The sequence below is a fragment of the Streptomyces lichenis genome (assembly GCF_023218175.1).
Lineage (GTDB): Bacteria > Actinomycetota > Actinomycetes > Streptomycetales > Streptomycetaceae > Streptomyces > Streptomyces lichenis.
Genome location: NZ_JALPTH010000001.1, coordinates 342,729 through 357,834, shown reverse-complemented (window position 1 = coordinate 357,834; position 15,106 = coordinate 342,729). Strand labels below are relative to the sequence as shown.

Sequence of the window (15,106 nt, the reverse complement as noted above, 5' to 3'; positions counted from 1 at the left end):
GCGCTTTACGGTGGGACCGATTCTCGTGAGTTGAGATCGACGTATGTGCACTCGAAGGGATACAAGCAATGGCAAGGGCTACGGCGCGACACATCCTGGTCCCCTCCGAAGAGAAGGCCCAGGCGCTGAAGGAGCAGATCGAAGCCGGGGCTGACTTCGCCGATGTCGCCAAGGCGAACTCCACCTGCCCCTCCAGCCGCCAGGGCGGTGACCTCGGCTCCTTCGGACCGGGACAGATGGTTCGCGAGTTCGACACGGTGGTGTTCTCGGCCCCTCTGAACGCAGTCCAGGGGCCGCTGCGGACGGAGTTCGGTTATCACCTCGTGGAGGTGACCAGCCGCCAGGACTAGGCGCCGTCCAGCAGCCGGCGCCGCCAGGCGGGGGTGAGCCGGGGGCGGATGAGGACGACGCCCTGCTCGGTGGCGATCCCCATGTCCAGGTGCGGGCTGCCCGGACGCAGGGCGAGGGAGGTGACCAGCGCGGGCAGCGGGGCGGACCACACGTCCTCCCCGCTGGGCAGATGCACCAGCCGCACCCCGTGCTCGTCGCTCCTGGTGGTAGAGGCGGAAGTGCTTCCCACTCACGGAGTCCAGACAAATCAGATAGGACTCGTCCTCCTCAACCAGGGCGTCGATGTCGGTCTCGCGCAGGTCGATGCCGGTCAATCGGCGGGCAGCCGCCGGCCAGACCCTGCGCGGCAGCCCCTGGCCCTCGCCGAAGGCCAGGGTGGTGGTCGGCAGGGCCATGGCACTCTGGCGCCGGGCGGGCGGCAGCCGCCGGAGGTACGCGTCGAAGGCGCCGCCGACGTCCGGGGGGGGGAGGTCATCCGCCCAGCCGGGTACGGAGGTGTCGACCAGCTCGCCGCGCAGCAGCGCCGTCGCGGTCATCCGGGCCACCAGGAAGCAGCGGCCGGAGCGGCGGGCCACCTCGGTGGCGACGACCTCGGCCTCGGCGGGGCGACCGATGTACGGGGAGGGCGGGTCGGCCAGCACCCGGCGGACGTACTCGGCGGTGCTGGTGTCGTCCGCGTACGCCGTGCTGTCCAGGTCCACGGTGGTGAGCCGTTCGCCGAGGTGCGGCAGCAGCTCCCGGCGGGAGCCGACGACCAGCCGGACGCACTCCACTCCGCCCAGCGGTCGCAGCAGCTCCCAGGCGATCCGCCCGGCCTCGGTGCGTCGTCGGCCGGACCGGCCCCGTCCAGGGAGTCGACCACGATCAGGAAGGGGGCCCGGGCGGGCGGCGAGCGAGCGCAGCAGGGTCGGCGGGTCGGCGGCGGCCGCCAGCCGGGCGACCAGGGCGTCCAGGGTCTGGTGGCGGGGCGTTGACCGAGACATCGGAGCAGCCATCGAGGACCAGCCTGCAGCCGGGTCAGGGCGTTGGCCCGGCCGGTGAAGTACGAACCGGGGTCGCGGACAATGCGGACGTCCTCGTCCCGGAAGTAGGCGGTGACCTGCTTGAGGTCGCCGATGAGGGTCCGGTCGAGGACGCCGCGCAGGCGGCGGGCGCCGGTCAGCGCGTCCAGGGCGGCGCGGACGGTCCGCAGCCGCAGCGCCCGGGAGAGCGCGTAACCGGCCGGGCCGCGGGTGCCGGGCTCGTCCGGGGCGGGGACGTCCGGGTCGGTACGGGCGGCCTCGGCCCACCACGCCATCAGCAGCGCGAACTCGTCATCGCCCTCGATGTCGACGGCGTCGTAGCCGGGTTCGGGTCCGGCGCGGGTGCCCGAGGGGCGGAACAGGTCGCCGTAGAAGGCCACCGCCACCTCGGACGGTTCGGGCACCGGGCCACCCGCCAGCCGTATCCCGGCCAGCAGTTCGGGCACGGTGTCCCGGGCGAGGGAGGCCTCGCTCAGGTACTGCCTGCCGACACCGTGCACGAAGACGACCGTGGCCATGCGCGCCCCTCCTCGATCCCCGTTCGGCCTACGTGAGGCGGCCGGTAGAGGAGGTGGGCGACTCGGATGCGATCAGCCCCCGTTGGCGACGGGCTCAGGGGCGGGCGCGGGGATGGTGGACGGCTGCCGGGCTGCCGCTGCCGCCCAGTCGACGATGGGCATGGCGGCCCCGGCGGCCTCCCGGCCCCGGCAGTGGGCGTGGTGGCGCAGGGCGATGCCGTCCAGGTCGAGATGGGCGCCGAAGGCGGGGTGGGCGGCGAGGCGGCGGGCGTAGGCCCACAGCCTGGGGTGGCCGGCCAGCCGGTGCACGGCGGCGGCGTCCAGGTGCCAGCGGTGCACGGTGTCCAGCTGGACCAGGGTCGCCCACAGCTGGACGTCCGCCAGGGTGAGTCGGTCGTCCAGCCAGAACTCCCGATCGGCGAGGTGGTGTTCGGCTGCCTGCAAGCCGTTCAGCAGGGTCCGCAGCGCGGCCTCGCGGGTGCCGGGGCCGGTGTCGGCGCGGCCGGCCTGCTGGGCGGCGGCGTTGATGTCCTGCTCGCAGAGCCAGTCGACCGCCCGCAGCGGCCCCGCGCCGCCCCGGCCTCGCAGGTCCGGGCCCCGGTGGGCGAAGTGGCGGGTGAGGTCGTCCAGGATGTCGGGGGTGTGGGTGCTGACGATCCGTCCGGTCCAGTCGTCGCTGAGCACCGGCGCAGCCAGCGGCCCCCGGTAGCGGTGGGCGCTCGCCTGGTACAGGGGGCGCAGCGCCAGGTAGCCGGTGCCGTCCGGGGTGTCGGGCACGGCGGGCAGCAGGGTGGCGGGGAGCATCCCGGCGAGGTCGAGCAGGCTGTGGGTGACGGCGATCCGCAGGCCGTTCGTACAGGACGGGGTGAGGTGGAGCCGGTAGCGGTGCGGCACCGGCGGATAGCCGCTGCGCTCGGCGGCGCCGATCCTGCCCCGGAAGGCGGGGGCGGTCGACGGGCCCGGTGCGGCGGACGGGTGGAAGGTGGGCATGTGTCTTCTCCCTGGAGGTCGTCAGGCGGACCTACGGTGAGGAATGGGACGTGCGAGGAGGCGGCACATGCCGACGAGACGGCGGTGCCGGAGCGCGGAGGCGTACCAGAAAAGCCGGACCGCGCGGGGTCAGGCGGTGCGGGCCGCGGGGCCGCTGGGGCCGGGGCGGCGGGTACCGGCCGCGCTGCAGACGCGCAGCAGGTCGATATGGCGGCGGGAGGTCAGCAGCGGCAGGGCCGGGAGGGTCCGGGATGCGGGGAGGCCCCTGGCGGGCTCCGGCACCGGACGGTCCATGGCTTGCCTACCTTTTCGCTGGGGATTCCTCATTCGGAGTGTGCGGGGGCGCCGCGGCGGCGTCAAGGGCGCGTACGAGGGGTGGGACACGACCGGGGGCCGGAACCGGACGATGTGCGATCCGGTTCCGGCCCCCGGGGCCGAGAGGGGTACGGGGCGGGTGTCAGCGCACCAGCCGCAGCGGGCGTTTCGCGGTGGCGAGCAGCTCCTCCACGGTGGCCAGCTTGACCCGGGGGCGGCCGTCGCGGCGGCCCCGGTCGGTCTCGGCGCGGTCGATCACCGCCATGCCCCGGGCGTCCACCACCCGCCGGTTGCGCCGACGGGCCAGTCGGTGGAAGTCCCGCGCCGAGCCGGTGGGTCCGGGCAGGGTGCCCGCCACGGCGTCGGCGAGCAGGGTGCCGACCGTCTCGGCGGCGCAGGTGCGGTTGGCGCCGATGCCGCCGGAGGGGCCGCGCTTGATCCAGCCGACCACATAGGCGCCCGGCATCCCGGCCACCCGGCCACCCTGGTGCGGGACGGTGCCGCTGATCTCGTCGAAGGGCAGCCCGGGTACGGGCTCACCCCGGTAGCCGGCGGCGCGTACCACCAGACCGGCCGGGATCTCCTGTACGCCGCCGGGGGCCGCGGTCTCCACCGCCGACACCGCCGACACATCCGCCCCTTCTCCGTCGCCGAGAATCCGCAGCGGGGCCGAGTGGAAGCGGAGCACGATCCGGCGCCGCCCCTCCCCCGGTCGCCGGGACCAGTCCACCCGCTCCCGGGCGACCTCCCGGAGGGCGGCGGCCTTGGTGCCGGGCTCGGCCGCGTCGATGGCCGCCCCGATCCGCTCGTCGTGGTCGTCCACCACCAGCCTTACGCCCGGCAGATGGCGCAGCGCCAGCAGCTCCGAGCGGGTGTAGGCGGCGTCCTCGGGCCCGCGCCGGCCGAGCACCACCACCTCCCGGACCGTACCGGCGCGCAGCCGGGCCAGGGCGTGGTCGGCGATGTCGGTGGCGGCCAGGGCGTCCGGGTCGGCGACCAGGATGCGGGCCACGTCGAGGGCGACATTGCCGTTGCCGACCACCACGACCCGCTCGGCGGCCGGGTCCACGGCGTCCGGGGCGACCTCGGGGTGGGCGTTGTACCAGGCGACCAGCGAGGTGGCGGAGAGCACCCCGGGCAGTTCCTCGCCGGGTATGGAGAGCCGCCGGTCGGCGGAGGCGCCCACCGCGTAGACCACGGCGTCGTGGTGGGCGCCCAGCTCCTCGGCGCTGACGTCCTGTCCGACGGTGAGGCCCAGGTACATCCGCACCCGGGGGTGCTGGTGGAAGCGGGCGAAGGACTCGCCGGCCCGCTTGGTCGCCGGGTGGTCGGGGGCCACCCCGTACCGCAGCAGTCCGCCGGCCACCGGGAGCCGGTCGATCAGGGTGACCTCGGCGCTGGTGTGCAGCAGCAGGTCCTCGGCCGCGTACATCCCGGCCGGGCCGGTGCCGACGACCGCGACCCGGATCGGCGGGAAGTCGGCGGGCAGGCTGCGCTCGAAGGCCGGGCTGCCCCAGGTGTGGAAGTTGGGGCCCTCGCGCTCGGCGCCCTGCTCCGGCCGCGGGGTGCCGGCGAAGTAGGCGGCGTTGATCTCCGCGTACTCCCGCAGGTCGGGCCGGGAGGCGGTCAGTTCGTCGACCGGGTGGATGGCGTCCACCGGGCAGGCGTCCGCGCAGGCGCCGCAGTCGATGCAGGCCCGGGGGTCGATGTACAGCATCTCGGTGGAGCCGAACGCCCGCTCCTCCGGAGTGGGATGGATGCAGTTGACCGGGCACACGGCCACACAGGCGGCGTCGTTGCAGCAGGTCTGGGTGATCGCGTAGGTCATGTACCGGGCCCCGGGTGTCCGCGTCGGATGGTGGTCAGATGAGGTGGGCGCGCTTGTAGAAGGCGAGCGCGGGCCGGGTGAGCAGGCGCACCGAGGCGAGGAAGTCCATCAGCCCGGCGCAGCTGGAGCGCATCATCGCCTTGTGGTGCTCGTTGGCCCGGGCCTCGGCGAGCGCGCGCTCCCGGTCCAGCCCGGCGTTGGCGTACACGTTGCGGTTCACCATGCTGGTGACGATGTAGTACGAGGCGACCGCGACCACGAAGGCGTTGAGCTGGCGGCGCAGCCAGCCGGCCCCGGCCAGCCGCTTGCGGGTCTCGTCCCGGGCGAACTTCATGTGCCGGGACTCCTCGACCACATGGATGTTGTTGATGGTGCGGACGAAGGGCACCACCCGCTCGTCGCGCATCCAGTCGCGCTGCATGACGTCGAGGACCTCCTCGGCGACCAGGATCGCGGCGTACGCGGCCTCGCCGAAGGCCAGCGTCTTGAAGGCGCGGCCGAGTTCGAGCACCGGCCGGGGCGGTCGGTAGGCGGGCGCGCCGAGCTTCTGGGCGCCGCGGGCGAACATGATCGAGTGCCGGCACTCCTCGGCGATCTCGGTCAGCGCCCACTGGAAGTCGGAGCCGGTGGGATCCTTGGCGTAGATGTCGCGGAGCACCATCTGCTGGAGGATCATCTCGAACCAGATGCCGGTGCTGGCCACCGAGGCGGCCTCCTGACGGGTGAGCTCCTTGCGCTGCTCCTCCGTCATCTCCCGCCAGTACGCGGTCCCGTAGAGGGTGCTCCACTCGGGGCTGGCCCCGTGGAAGTCCTTGTCGAGCGGGGTGTCCCAGTCGACCTCGACCGCCGGGTCGTACGAGAGCTGGGCCGAGGAGTCGAGCAACCGCCGGGTGACTCCCTGGTCCCGGTCCGGCCGCTGGTCCTGACCGGGCTCTCCCCGATCGGCGCCGGTGTCCGGCCGGGCGGTGCTGCTGGCCATGTGCGGGCTCCTTCCGTGGCGTGCCGTCGCGCGGGAGCCGCCGCACCGTCGCCGCCGTCGAACGGGCCGAGTGCGGGCACCCCCACCGTTGTTAGACGGACCGTATAGTAAGCGCCCCGCCGGGGCCTAGCCCTCGGTAGAAAATTTGTCAGCAAGATGGCCGGAGTCCCGCGCACGGGTCGGCGGGCATACGGCAGCGGGCGCGGAACCAAGGGTTCCGCGCCCGCTTCCCGGTCTAGACGGCTTCCGTGGTCTCCGTGGTGAGGACGACCACGGCGTTCTGGCCGCCGAAGCCGCTGGAGGTGCTGAGCGCGGCCCGCATCGTGGCCGGCCGGGGCGCCTTGGCGACGATGTCCAGGTCCAGCGCCGGGTCGGGATTGTCGAGGTTGGCGGTGGGCGGGATCAGCTGGTGCCGCAGGGTGAGCACGGTGGCGGCCGCCTCGATGGCGCCGGCGCCGCCGATGGAGTGCCCCAGCACGCTCTTGAGCGCGGTCAGCGGTGGCGTACGCGGGAAGACCGAGCCCAGCGCGCGGGCCTCCGCCTCGTCGTTGTACGGGGTGGAGGTGCCGTGCGCGTTGACATGGCCGATGTCCTCGGGGCGCAGCCGGGCGTCCGCCAGGGCGCCCTCGATCGCCTGCGCCAGGCCCCGGCCCTCCGGGTGCGGCGAGGTGACATGGTGGGCGTCGCAGGAGGCCCCGTACCCGGCCAGCAGGGCGTGGACCGCGGCCCCCCGGGCGCGGGCGTGGTCGGCCCGCTCCAGCACCAGCACGGCGGCGCCCTCGCCGAGCACGAAGCCGTCGCGGTCCCGGTCGAAGGGGCGGGAGGCGTGCGCGGGGTCGTCCCGGCGGCCGGAGAGCGCGCCCATCTGGCCGAAGCAGATGGACGGGATGCGGTGGGCCACCGACTCGGCCCCGCCTGCCAGCACGATGTCGCAGGCACCGGAGCGCAGCAGGTCGCGGGCGGTGCCCAGGGCGGTGGTGCCGGAGGCGCAGGCGGTGGAGACGGCCAGGTTGGGTCCCTGGGCGCCGAGGTCCAGGGCGATCTCGGCGGGGACCATGTTGGGGATGGAGCGAGGCAGCGCGAACGGCGAGACGGTGTCCGGCCGGCCGTCGGCGGCACGGGCGAACTCCCGCTCGTAGTGCTCGAAGCTGCACGTGCCGACGCCCATGACGACGGCCACCCGCGGGGCGCTCCAGCCGCCCGGGTCGAGCCCCGCGTCGGCGACCGCCTCCCGGGCGGCGACCAGGGCGAGGTGGGTGCCCCGGTCCAGCCGCCAGGCGAGCCGGCGGCCCAGCAGCCGGTGCGCGTCGAAGCCGGGGACCCGGCAGGAGAAGTCGTGCGGCAGTCCGGCGAGCAGCGGGTCGGTGGTGGCGGTGGGGGTGCCGGCCAGCAGGCCGTCCCAGGTGGCCGCCGTCCCGATACCGGCCGGCGTCACCATGCCGAGGCCGGTGACGGCGACCGCGGTGGACGCGCCCGTCACCGTCCGGCGCCCGTGGTGGTGGCGGAGTCGGCGGCGGTGGGGGCGGGCTCACCGGCGACGGAGTCGGCGGCCGTCGGAACGGCAGTGGGGGCGGACGTACCGGCATCCGCGGCGGCGGGGGCAGGCTCGGCCTCGCCCGCGACCAGGCGGTCCACGGCGGCCGTGGCCTCGGCGAGGGTGGCGGTGGCCGGCAGTTCCTCCAGCCGGTGGCCGGTGCGCTCCTCCAGCAGCAGGGACAACTCCACCAGGGCCAGGGAGTCCAGCTCAAGCTCGTCGAAGGTGGCGTCGGGGCGGAGGGCGTCGGCCTCGACGCCGAAGGACTCGGTCAGGATGCGGGTGATCGCCGGGTAGCTGTCGGCCATGGGATGCGGCTCCTGGGTCGGGTCGGTCGGCCCGGCGGCGCGGCACGGTGGCGGGGCGCCGCCGGGACGGGGCGGGTGGGGTGGGGAGGAGGGGAAGGACAGGGGGCGGGGCGCCGGGTGAGGGGGCGTCAGCCGGACCGGACGGGGGCCGCCGCCCGGGTGAGCCGGGCGAGCAGGGTGTAGCCGGTCTGGTCGGCCCCGACGGACAGCCGCGCCGTCTGGTGCGGGGCGGCCGCCCGCACCAGGTCCTCGACGTCCTGCCGGGTCCGCTCGATCAGCGGCCAGTCGGCCAGGTACTTCATCAGATGGGCGAACGGGTTGCCGGCGGCGATGTTGGAGAAGTGGAAGTCCCCGCCGGGGACGCAGAGCCGGGTCATGGCATAGGCGATCAGCAGCCGGGCGTAGCGGTCCGGGAGGTAGTCGAAGAGGCCGCCGGCCAGGACCAGGTCGTAGGGGCCGTGCCGTTCGAGGGCGGGCAGTGCCTGGAGGACGTTGCCGGGTTCGACGGCGGTGTGGAGCGCGGTGGCGGGCGGCAGGGCCGCGCGGGCGTACTCCAGCGCGTCGGCGTCCACGTCGTTGAGGACCACCAGGTCCCCGGCCGCGAACAGCTCCGGCTCCACGGCCCGCAGATCGGCCGCCCCGCCGCAGGCCACCAGCAGCACGCGGCGCCCGCCGCCGTCCGCCGAGGTCCCCGAGAGGGTCCGGCGGATCAGCCCGGCCTGGTGGGCGATCTTGTTGCGGTGCTGGCGGGTGATGGCCGAGTCCTGGAGGTAGGAGTCGATCTGCCAGGCCAGGGTGCCCGGTTCGGCGTCGTTGCGGCCGGAGAGCAGATACTCGATCATCTCGAAGTCGCCCGGGTGCCCGCGGTCCTGCCGTTGGCCCCGGCGGATCAGCGGGGAGCTGCCGAGGGCGTCCCGGAGCGGCGCCACGGCCGCCGCGATCTCCTCGTCACCGGCGCCCTCGGTCAGGCAGCGCTGGACCGCCGCGCTGAACTCGGCGACGAACACCTCCATCGCGGCCCGCGTCTCCGGAGTGGCGGCGGCGGTCTCCATCGCCCGGCGGTAGGCCTCGCCGAGGGCGCGGAGGTCGGCGAGCGCGACCGTGGCACGGGCGGACGTCTCGTCGGCAGCCTTGTCGGCGGCCGAGCCGGCGACCCGCTCGGCAGCCCCGTAGGCAGAAGGAAGGCCCATACCGCGCACCCTAAATTTCCGTTACGTCATGTTTTGCCGCCCACGCCGCCGGTATCCGCCAAATGTTCGCCAAAAGGCCGTCATTCGCCCATTGGGGGGATCGCCCGACCAGGGGAGCGAGGGACGTCCCGGGGCGCGTCCTGACCGGGCGCGGGGCGCGGGGCCTGGAACATGTCCGCCCATGAACCGCGAGCCCCGAGGACCCAGCCCGGCACCGTCCCCGCTCCCGTCACCGGCCCCGGACGCGAGGGCGGGTGCCCTGCGCAGAGCCAGACGGACCCTGGTGCTGGCCGGTGTGCTGTGCGCGCTCTTCGCCGCCGGGGCCGCCGGACTGTACGGGCGGCTGGCGAGCGGCGGGTTCGCCGCCACCGGGACCGAGGCGGCCCACGCGGCGGAGCTGGCCACCCGCCTCGGCGCCGACCGGCCCGATGTCATCCTGCTGCTCCGCCCGGCGGCCGAAGGCGGCGCGGGCAAGGGCACGACGGTGGACGGGGCGGCGGCCCGGGCGCAGGGGGCCGCGCTGGTGGCGCGACTGGCGCGGGAGCCGGGCGTGCAGCGGGTCCGCTCCCCCTGGGCGGCGGGCCCCGGCGGTGACCCCGGGCAGCACACCGGTGACGGGCGCCAGGGCGGCGACCCCTCGCTGCGCACCCGCGACGGGCGCGCCGCCCTGGTGCTGGTCCACCTCGCCGGGGACGAGTCGGACGCCGCCCGCCGGGCCGCCGAGCTGGTCCCCCGCCACCGGGAGGCGGCCGGGCCGCTGCGGGTGACGGCGACCGGGCCGGCCTGGTTCTCCGCCCAGTCCACCGAGCGGTCCCGGGCCGATCTGCTGCGCGCCGAACTGCTGGCCGCGCCGCTCACCTTCGCCGTACTGGCGATCGCCTTCCGCTCGCTGGTGGCCGCGCTGCTGCCGGTCGTCGTGGGCGGGATCGCCACCGCCGGGGCGCTGGCCGCGCTGCACGGTGTCACCTTCCTCGCCCCGGTGTCGGTGTTCGGCGTCAACCTGGCCGCCGCGCTGGGCTTCGGGCTGGCGGTGGACTACTCACTGCTGATGGTCAGCCGCTACCGCGAGGAACGCGCCCTGGGGCGGGAGCCGCTGGCGGCGGTGGCCACCACCACCCGTACGGCGGCCCGCACCGTCGCGGTGTCGGCCTGCACCATCACCGCCGCGCTCGCCGCGCTGCTGGTCTTCCCCTTCCCGTTCCTGCGCTCCATGGCGTACGCGGGGATGGCGGTCGCCGTGCTCGCCGCCGCGACCGCGATCGCGGTCATCCCCGCCGCGCTGCTGTGCCTGGGCCCCCGGGCGGAGGCGCTGGACCCGCTGCGGCGCTTCGGCCGACCGGCCCGGGCGGACGCGGCGGAGGGCAGCCGGGCCTGGGCGGCGCTGGCCCGGGCGGTGACCCGCCGGCCGGTGCTGTCGCTGACCGCCAGCACCCTGCTGCTGGGGCTGATGCTGCTGCCGTTCGCCTCGGTGCGGCTGAGCCTGACCGACCACCGCAACCTGCCGGTGAGCGCCGAGTCGCACCGGGGCGCCGAGGCGGTGGCCCGGCTCTTCCCGCAGGTGTCGGACCGGGCGCTGACCGTGGTGCTGCCCGGGCTGCGGACCGGTACCGCCACCGCGCCCGCCCTGGACCGCTACGGCCGGATGCTGTCCGCGCTGCACGGCGCCGCCGCGGCCACCACCCCCACCGGGCGGTACGAGAAGGGGCGCCGCACCTCCCCCGCACTCCCCCTGCCCGCCTCCGCCGCCTCCCCTGCGGGCACCCTGGCCACGGTGGTGCTCACCGGCCCGCCCTCCTCCGAGGCGGCGGCCCGGGTGGTAAGGGCGGTGCGCGCGCTGCCCGCGCCGGGACCGGCACCGGTCGCGGTGGCCGGCCAGGCCGCGGCCACCGTGGACGCGCGCCGCGCCCTGACCGACCGCCTGCCGCTGGCCGCGGCGCTGGTCGCGCTGGCCACCCTGGCGGTCGTCGGGCTGCACACCCGCAGTGTGCTGGTGCCGGTCAAGGTGGTGCTGGTGGCCGCGGTCAGCCTGGGCGCCGCGCTGGGCTGTGTGGCGCTGGTCTTCCAGCACGGGGTGTTCGCCCCGCTCACCGCGGGCTTCGCGCCCACCGGGGCCCTGGACACCACCATTCCGGTGCTGGTCTTCTGCATCGCCTTCGGGCTGGCCGTGGACTACGAGCTGTTCCTGCTCTCCCGGATCCAGGAGCACTACCGGGCCACCGGGGACAACACCGCCGCCGTGGTGGAGGGCATCGCCCGCACCGGCCGGGTCTTCACCGCCGCCGCGCTGGCCGTGGCGGTCTCCCTCGGGGCGCTGATCGCCGCCCAGGTGATGCCGCTGCGCCAGCTGGGCTTCGGCATCGCACTGGCGGTGTTGGTGGACGCCACGGTGGTCCGCGGGGTTCTGGTCCCGGCCACCATGCGGCTGCTGGGGCGCGCCAACTGGTGGCTGCCCTTCCGCCGGGCGGAGCCGGTGGAGCCGGTGGGGCCCCCGGCCGCCGCGCCGTCCCGGCCGGAGACGGCACGGGTCTGAGGGCCCGGTCCGGGGCTCCTCACCAGGAGGTTCACCCGGGTGGCTCCGTATGCGCCCCCGGGGGCCGGGCAGACGCCCGTCATGGCGGCACGCCTCCCGGGCCGTACCGCCGCTCGTGGGGAACGAGGGGAAAGCCGCAGCCGGACGTCGAGACGGCTGCGGCGAACCTCACCGCTCCCGCGCGGTCAGGCCAGCGCCAGCGGGCTCTCGGGACTCTCGCTCCGGGCGCCGGCAGGGCGCGGCAGACCGTAGTGCTCGCGCAGGGTGCGGCCGGTGTACTCGGTGCGGAACAGCCGCCGCTCCTGGAGGATCGGCACCACCTGGTCCACGAAGTGGTCCAGCCCGCCCGGCAGATACGGCGGCATGATGTTGAAGCCGTCCGCCGCCCCCCGGGTGAACCACTCCTCGATCAGGCCGGCGATCCGCTCGGGGGTGCCGGCCACCACCAGATGCCCGCGTCCGCCGCCGAGCCGGGCGATCAGCTGGCGCAGGGTCAGCCCGTCCCGCCGGGCGAGCTCGGCCACCAGGGTGAAGCGGCTCTTGTTGCCGTTGATGTCCCGCTCCTCGGGCAGCTCGGGCAGCGGCCCGTCCAGCGGCAGCCCGGTCAGGTCGGTGCCCAGCATCCCGGACAGCTGGGCGAGCCCGTACTCTGGCACCTGGAGGTCGGTCAGCTCCTGCTCCAGCGCCCGGGCCTCGGCCTCGGTGGAGCCGATGACCGGGCAGATGCCGGGCAGGATCCGGACCGCGTCCTCGGCGCGCCCGTGGCGGGCCAGCCGGCCGCGCAGGTCCCCGGCGAAGGCCAGGGCGTCGGCCAGGGTCTGCTGGGCGGTGAAGACGGCCTCCGCGTACCGGGCGGCGAACTCCTTGCCGTCCTCCGAGGAGCCGGCCTGCACCAGCAGCGGGTGGCCCTGCGGGGAGCGCGGTACGTTCAGCGGCCCCTGCACGCCGAAGTGCTCGCCCCGGTGGCCGATGGGGCGGACCTTCTCCGCGTCGGCGTAGATCCCGCGCTCCCGGTCGAGCAGCACGGCCCCGTCCTCCCAGCTGTCCCACAGCCGGGTGGCGACCTCCACGAACTCCCGGGCCCGCTCGTAGCGCAGCCCGTGCTCCAGATGCTCCTCGCGGCCGAAGTTGCGGGCCTCCTGCACGGTGCCGGAGGTGACGATGTTCCAGCCGGCCCGGCCGCCGCTGATGTGGTCCAGCGAGGCGAACTTGCGGGCGGTGTGGAACGGCTCGTTGAAGGTGGTGGAGACGGTGGCGATCAGCCCGATCCGCTCGGTGGCCACAGCGAGCGCGGAGAGCAGGGTGAGCGGTTCGAAGCCGCCGAGCGCGTTGTGCGCGACCTGCCCCCACAGGGCGAGGCCGTCGGCGAGGAAGACCGAGTCGAGCTTGCCGCGCTCGGCGGTCCGGGCCAGCTCCTGGAAGTAGCGGACGTCGGTGACCCGGTCGGGCCGGGTGCGGGGGTGGCGCCAGGCGGCGTCATGGTGTCCCGCGTTCATCAGGAAGGCGTTGAGGTGGAGTAGGCGGCGGGGGGCGGGCCGCTCGGGGTGGGCCATGGGGGTTCGTCCTTCGGAGAGTTCTAGTGGGTGGGCGGCAGGCGCCAGGAGGTGAGGCGGCGCTCCAGCGCCACCAGCAGCCCGTTGAAGACCACGCCGATGACGGAGATGGTCACGATCCCCGCGTACATCTGCGGGATGGCGAAGTTGTACTGCGAGGCGTTGATGAGATAGCCGAGCCCCGCCTTGGCGCCGATCATCTCGGCGGCGACCAGGACCAGGATGGACACCGCCCCGGCCAGCCGGATGCCGGTGAAGACGGTGGGCACCGAGGCCGGCAGGATCACCTTCTGGAACAGCCGGGGCGCGGACAGGTCCATCGAGCGGGCCAGCCGCAGCAGGGTCGGGTCCACGGTGCGGACGGCGCTGATGGTGTTCAGCAGGATCGGCCAGGCGCAGGCGTAGAACACGATGGAGATCTTGGACGTCTCGCCGATGCCCAGCAGCAGCACGAAGACCGGTAGCAGGGCGAGCGCGGCGGTGTTGCGGAACACCTCAAGCAGCGGGTTCAGCAGCTCCGCCAGCGGCCGGTACCAGCCGATCAGCAGCCCCAGCGGCACCGCGGCCAGCACCGCGAGGCCGAAGCCGCTGAGCGAACGGGTCAGGCTGGCGGCCGTGTTGTCGGCCAGCTGCCCGTCCAGGGCCAGCTCCCACCAGGCGAGCGCCACCTCGCTGAACGGCGGCAGGAAGGTCGCGTCCACCAGTCCGAGGCGGGGCGCGGCCTCCCACACCGCCAGCAGCGCGGTGACCGCCACCGACCGGGTGAAGCCCCGGTACAGCAGCGAGACGGCCGCCCCGGCGAACCGTGCGGCAGCCCCGGGCGCAAGCCGCCCGGTCGCGGCCTCCGGGCCCTCCGCGGCCTCCGGGTCTTTTTGTACGGATACGGGACCGGGATCCGGTACGGGATCGGGCTGCCGCACCGGTCCGGGAGCGGGTACGTCCCGCTCGGCCGGCTCCGGCCCGACGGCCGTCCCGGGAGGCTTCCCGGTGGCCTTTCTGGTGGGCTTCCCCGTGGCCTTCCCAGGGGCTTTTCCGGTGGACAGCGGGCTCGTCGCGGACACGGGGCTCATACGGCCACGCCCTCCTTCTCCTCCTGCTGGGCCCTGGACACCTCGTCGTGCAGCAGGGACCAGATCTCGTGCCGGTAGCGGGCGAACTCGGGGCTGGAGCGCAGGTCGTCGGCGGTCGCGCGCTGCTCGCCGAGTCCGATCGGGACGACGCGCTTGATCCGGCCCGGCCGCGAGGTCATCACGGCGACCCGCTGCCCCAGGTAGACGGCCTCCTCGATGCCGTGCGTGATGAACAGGATCGTCTTGCCGGTGCGCCGCCAGATCCGCAGCAGCTCGTCCTGGAGGGACTCCCGGGTCTGGGCGTCAAGCGCGGCGAACGGCTCGTCCATCAGCAGCACGTCCGGGTCGTAGGCGAGGCTGCGGGCGATCGCCACCCGCTGCCGCATCCCGCCGGACAGCTCGTGCGGGTGGCGGTCCTCGAACCCGGTGAGGCCGACCAGGTCCAGATACGCGCGGGCCCGGTCGGCGCGCTCCCGCCGGGGCACCCCGATGGCCTCCAGCCCGAACTCCACGTTCCCCTGGGCGGTGCGCCAGGGCAGCAGCGCGTACTGCTGGAAGACGATGCCGCGGTCCAGCCCCGGCCCGGTGACCGGGCGGCCGTCGAGCAGGATACGGCCGCCGGTGGGGCGGGTGAGCCCGGCCAGCAGGTCCAGCAGGGTCGACTTGCCGCAGCCGCTGGGGCCCACCACCACGGTGAACTCCCCGGCCGGGATGGCGAGGTCGACGCCGTCCAGCGCGGTGAACCCGGCCGCCGGGTGGGCGCGCGGGACGGGCGGGCGCCCCGTACCGGCGAGCGGCCGGCGGAGCCCGCGGCGGCCGCGCCGCCGGGCCAGGGCGGCGTCCCGGACCGGGAAGTCCTTCCGTACCCCCTCGAACAGGATCTTCGCGGGACGGGTGGTGTCCTCGGTCATGGCCTCG

Annotated in this window: 14 protein-coding genes; 2 read left to right on the top strand and 12 right to left on the bottom strand. The window is 75.0% G+C overall.

The features are described 5' to 3' along the window. Positions 1-68 precede the first annotated feature (68 nt). A complete protein-coding gene (locus M1O15_RS01440; RefSeq protein ID WP_248631281.1) occupies positions 69-350 on the top strand; it encodes a peptidylprolyl isomerase in 282 nt (93 codons plus the stop codon). Here M1O15_RS01440 and M1O15_RS01435 read toward each other — a convergent pair. The 9 genes from M1O15_RS01435 to M1O15_RS01395 form a co-directional block, all read right to left on the bottom strand. Further along, on the bottom strand, positions 347-580 hold the full coding sequence (locus M1O15_RS01435) for a hypothetical protein (RefSeq protein WP_248631280.1): 234 nt from the start codon (positions 578-580) through the stop codon (positions 347-349). The genes M1O15_RS01440 and M1O15_RS01435 overlap by 4 nt on opposite strands. 303 nt (positions 581-883) lie before the next feature. Then, positions 884-1,891 (bottom strand): hypothetical protein, encoded by a 1,008-nt coding sequence (locus M1O15_RS01430; RefSeq protein ID WP_248631279.1) that lies wholly within the window; start codon positions 1,889-1,891, stop codon positions 884-886. Positions 1,892-1,963: 72 nt separating this feature from the next. Next, on the bottom strand, positions 1,964-2,881 hold the full coding sequence (locus tag M1O15_RS01425) for a glutathione S-transferase C-terminal domain-containing protein (RefSeq protein ID WP_248631278.1): 918 nt from the start codon (positions 2,879-2,881) through the stop codon (positions 1,964-1,966). A gap of 129 nt (positions 2,882-3,010) precedes the next feature. Then, the gene (locus tag M1O15_RS01420; protein WP_248631277.1) at positions 3,011-3,175 is read right to left on the bottom strand and encodes a hypothetical protein; all 165 of its coding nucleotides are present in this window, start codon (positions 3,173-3,175) and stop codon (positions 3,011-3,013) included. 163 nt (positions 3,176-3,338) lie between these two features. Then, complete coding sequence (locus tag M1O15_RS01415; RefSeq protein WP_248631276.1) at positions 3,339-5,024, bottom strand: FAD-dependent oxidoreductase; 1,686 nt, start codon at positions 5,022-5,024, stop codon at positions 3,339-3,341. A gap of 34 nt (positions 5,025-5,058) precedes the next feature. Further along, positions 5,059-6,003, bottom strand: coding sequence for an AurF N-oxygenase family protein (locus M1O15_RS01410; protein ID WP_248631275.1), 945 nt, complete (start codon positions 6,001-6,003; stop codon positions 5,059-5,061). Positions 6,004-6,238: 235 nt separating this feature from the next. Further along, positions 6,239-7,483, bottom strand: coding sequence for a beta-ketoacyl-[acyl-carrier-protein] synthase family protein (locus M1O15_RS01405; RefSeq protein WP_308282186.1), 1,245 nt, complete (start codon positions 7,481-7,483; stop codon positions 6,239-6,241). Beyond that, positions 7,480-7,845: a phosphopantetheine-binding protein gene (locus M1O15_RS01400; protein ID WP_248631274.1), complete on the bottom strand. Its 366-nt coding sequence runs from the start codon at positions 7,843-7,845 to the stop codon at positions 7,480-7,482. The genes M1O15_RS01405 and M1O15_RS01400 overlap by 4 nt, the downstream gene beginning before the upstream one ends. Before the next feature lie 128 nt (positions 7,846-7,973). Further along, entirely contained in the window at positions 7,974-9,035 is a 1,062-nt protein-coding gene (locus tag M1O15_RS01395) for a class I SAM-dependent methyltransferase (RefSeq protein ID WP_248631273.1), read from the bottom strand. A gap of 181 nt (positions 9,036-9,216) precedes the next feature. Between M1O15_RS01395 and M1O15_RS01390 the strand changes: the two genes are divergently transcribed. Next, on the top strand, positions 9,217-11,565 hold the full coding sequence (locus tag M1O15_RS01390; RefSeq protein ID WP_248631272.1) for an MMPL family transporter: 2,349 nt from the start codon (positions 9,217-9,219) through the stop codon (positions 11,563-11,565). A 185-nt stretch (positions 11,566-11,750) separates the two neighbouring features. Here M1O15_RS01390 and M1O15_RS01385 read toward each other — a convergent pair whose 3' ends face one another. From M1O15_RS01385 to M1O15_RS01375, 3 genes are read right to left on the bottom strand one after another with little or no spacing between them, the layout of a single operon-like run. Beyond that, positions 11,751-13,118, bottom strand: a complete 1,368-nt coding sequence (locus M1O15_RS01385; protein ID WP_248631271.1) for an LLM class flavin-dependent oxidoreductase — start codon at positions 13,116-13,118, stop codon at positions 11,751-11,753. A gap of 23 nt (positions 13,119-13,141) precedes the next feature. Then, positions 13,142-14,188, bottom strand: coding sequence for an ABC transporter permease (locus tag M1O15_RS01380; protein WP_308282185.1), 1,047 nt, complete (start codon positions 14,186-14,188; stop codon positions 13,142-13,144). Continuing rightward, positions 14,185-15,099, bottom strand: a complete 915-nt coding sequence (locus M1O15_RS01375) for an ABC transporter ATP-binding protein (protein WP_248631270.1) — start codon at positions 15,097-15,099, stop codon at positions 14,185-14,187. The genes M1O15_RS01380 and M1O15_RS01375 overlap by 4 nt, the downstream gene beginning before the upstream one ends. Between the last annotated feature and the right edge of the window lie 7 nt (positions 15,100-15,106).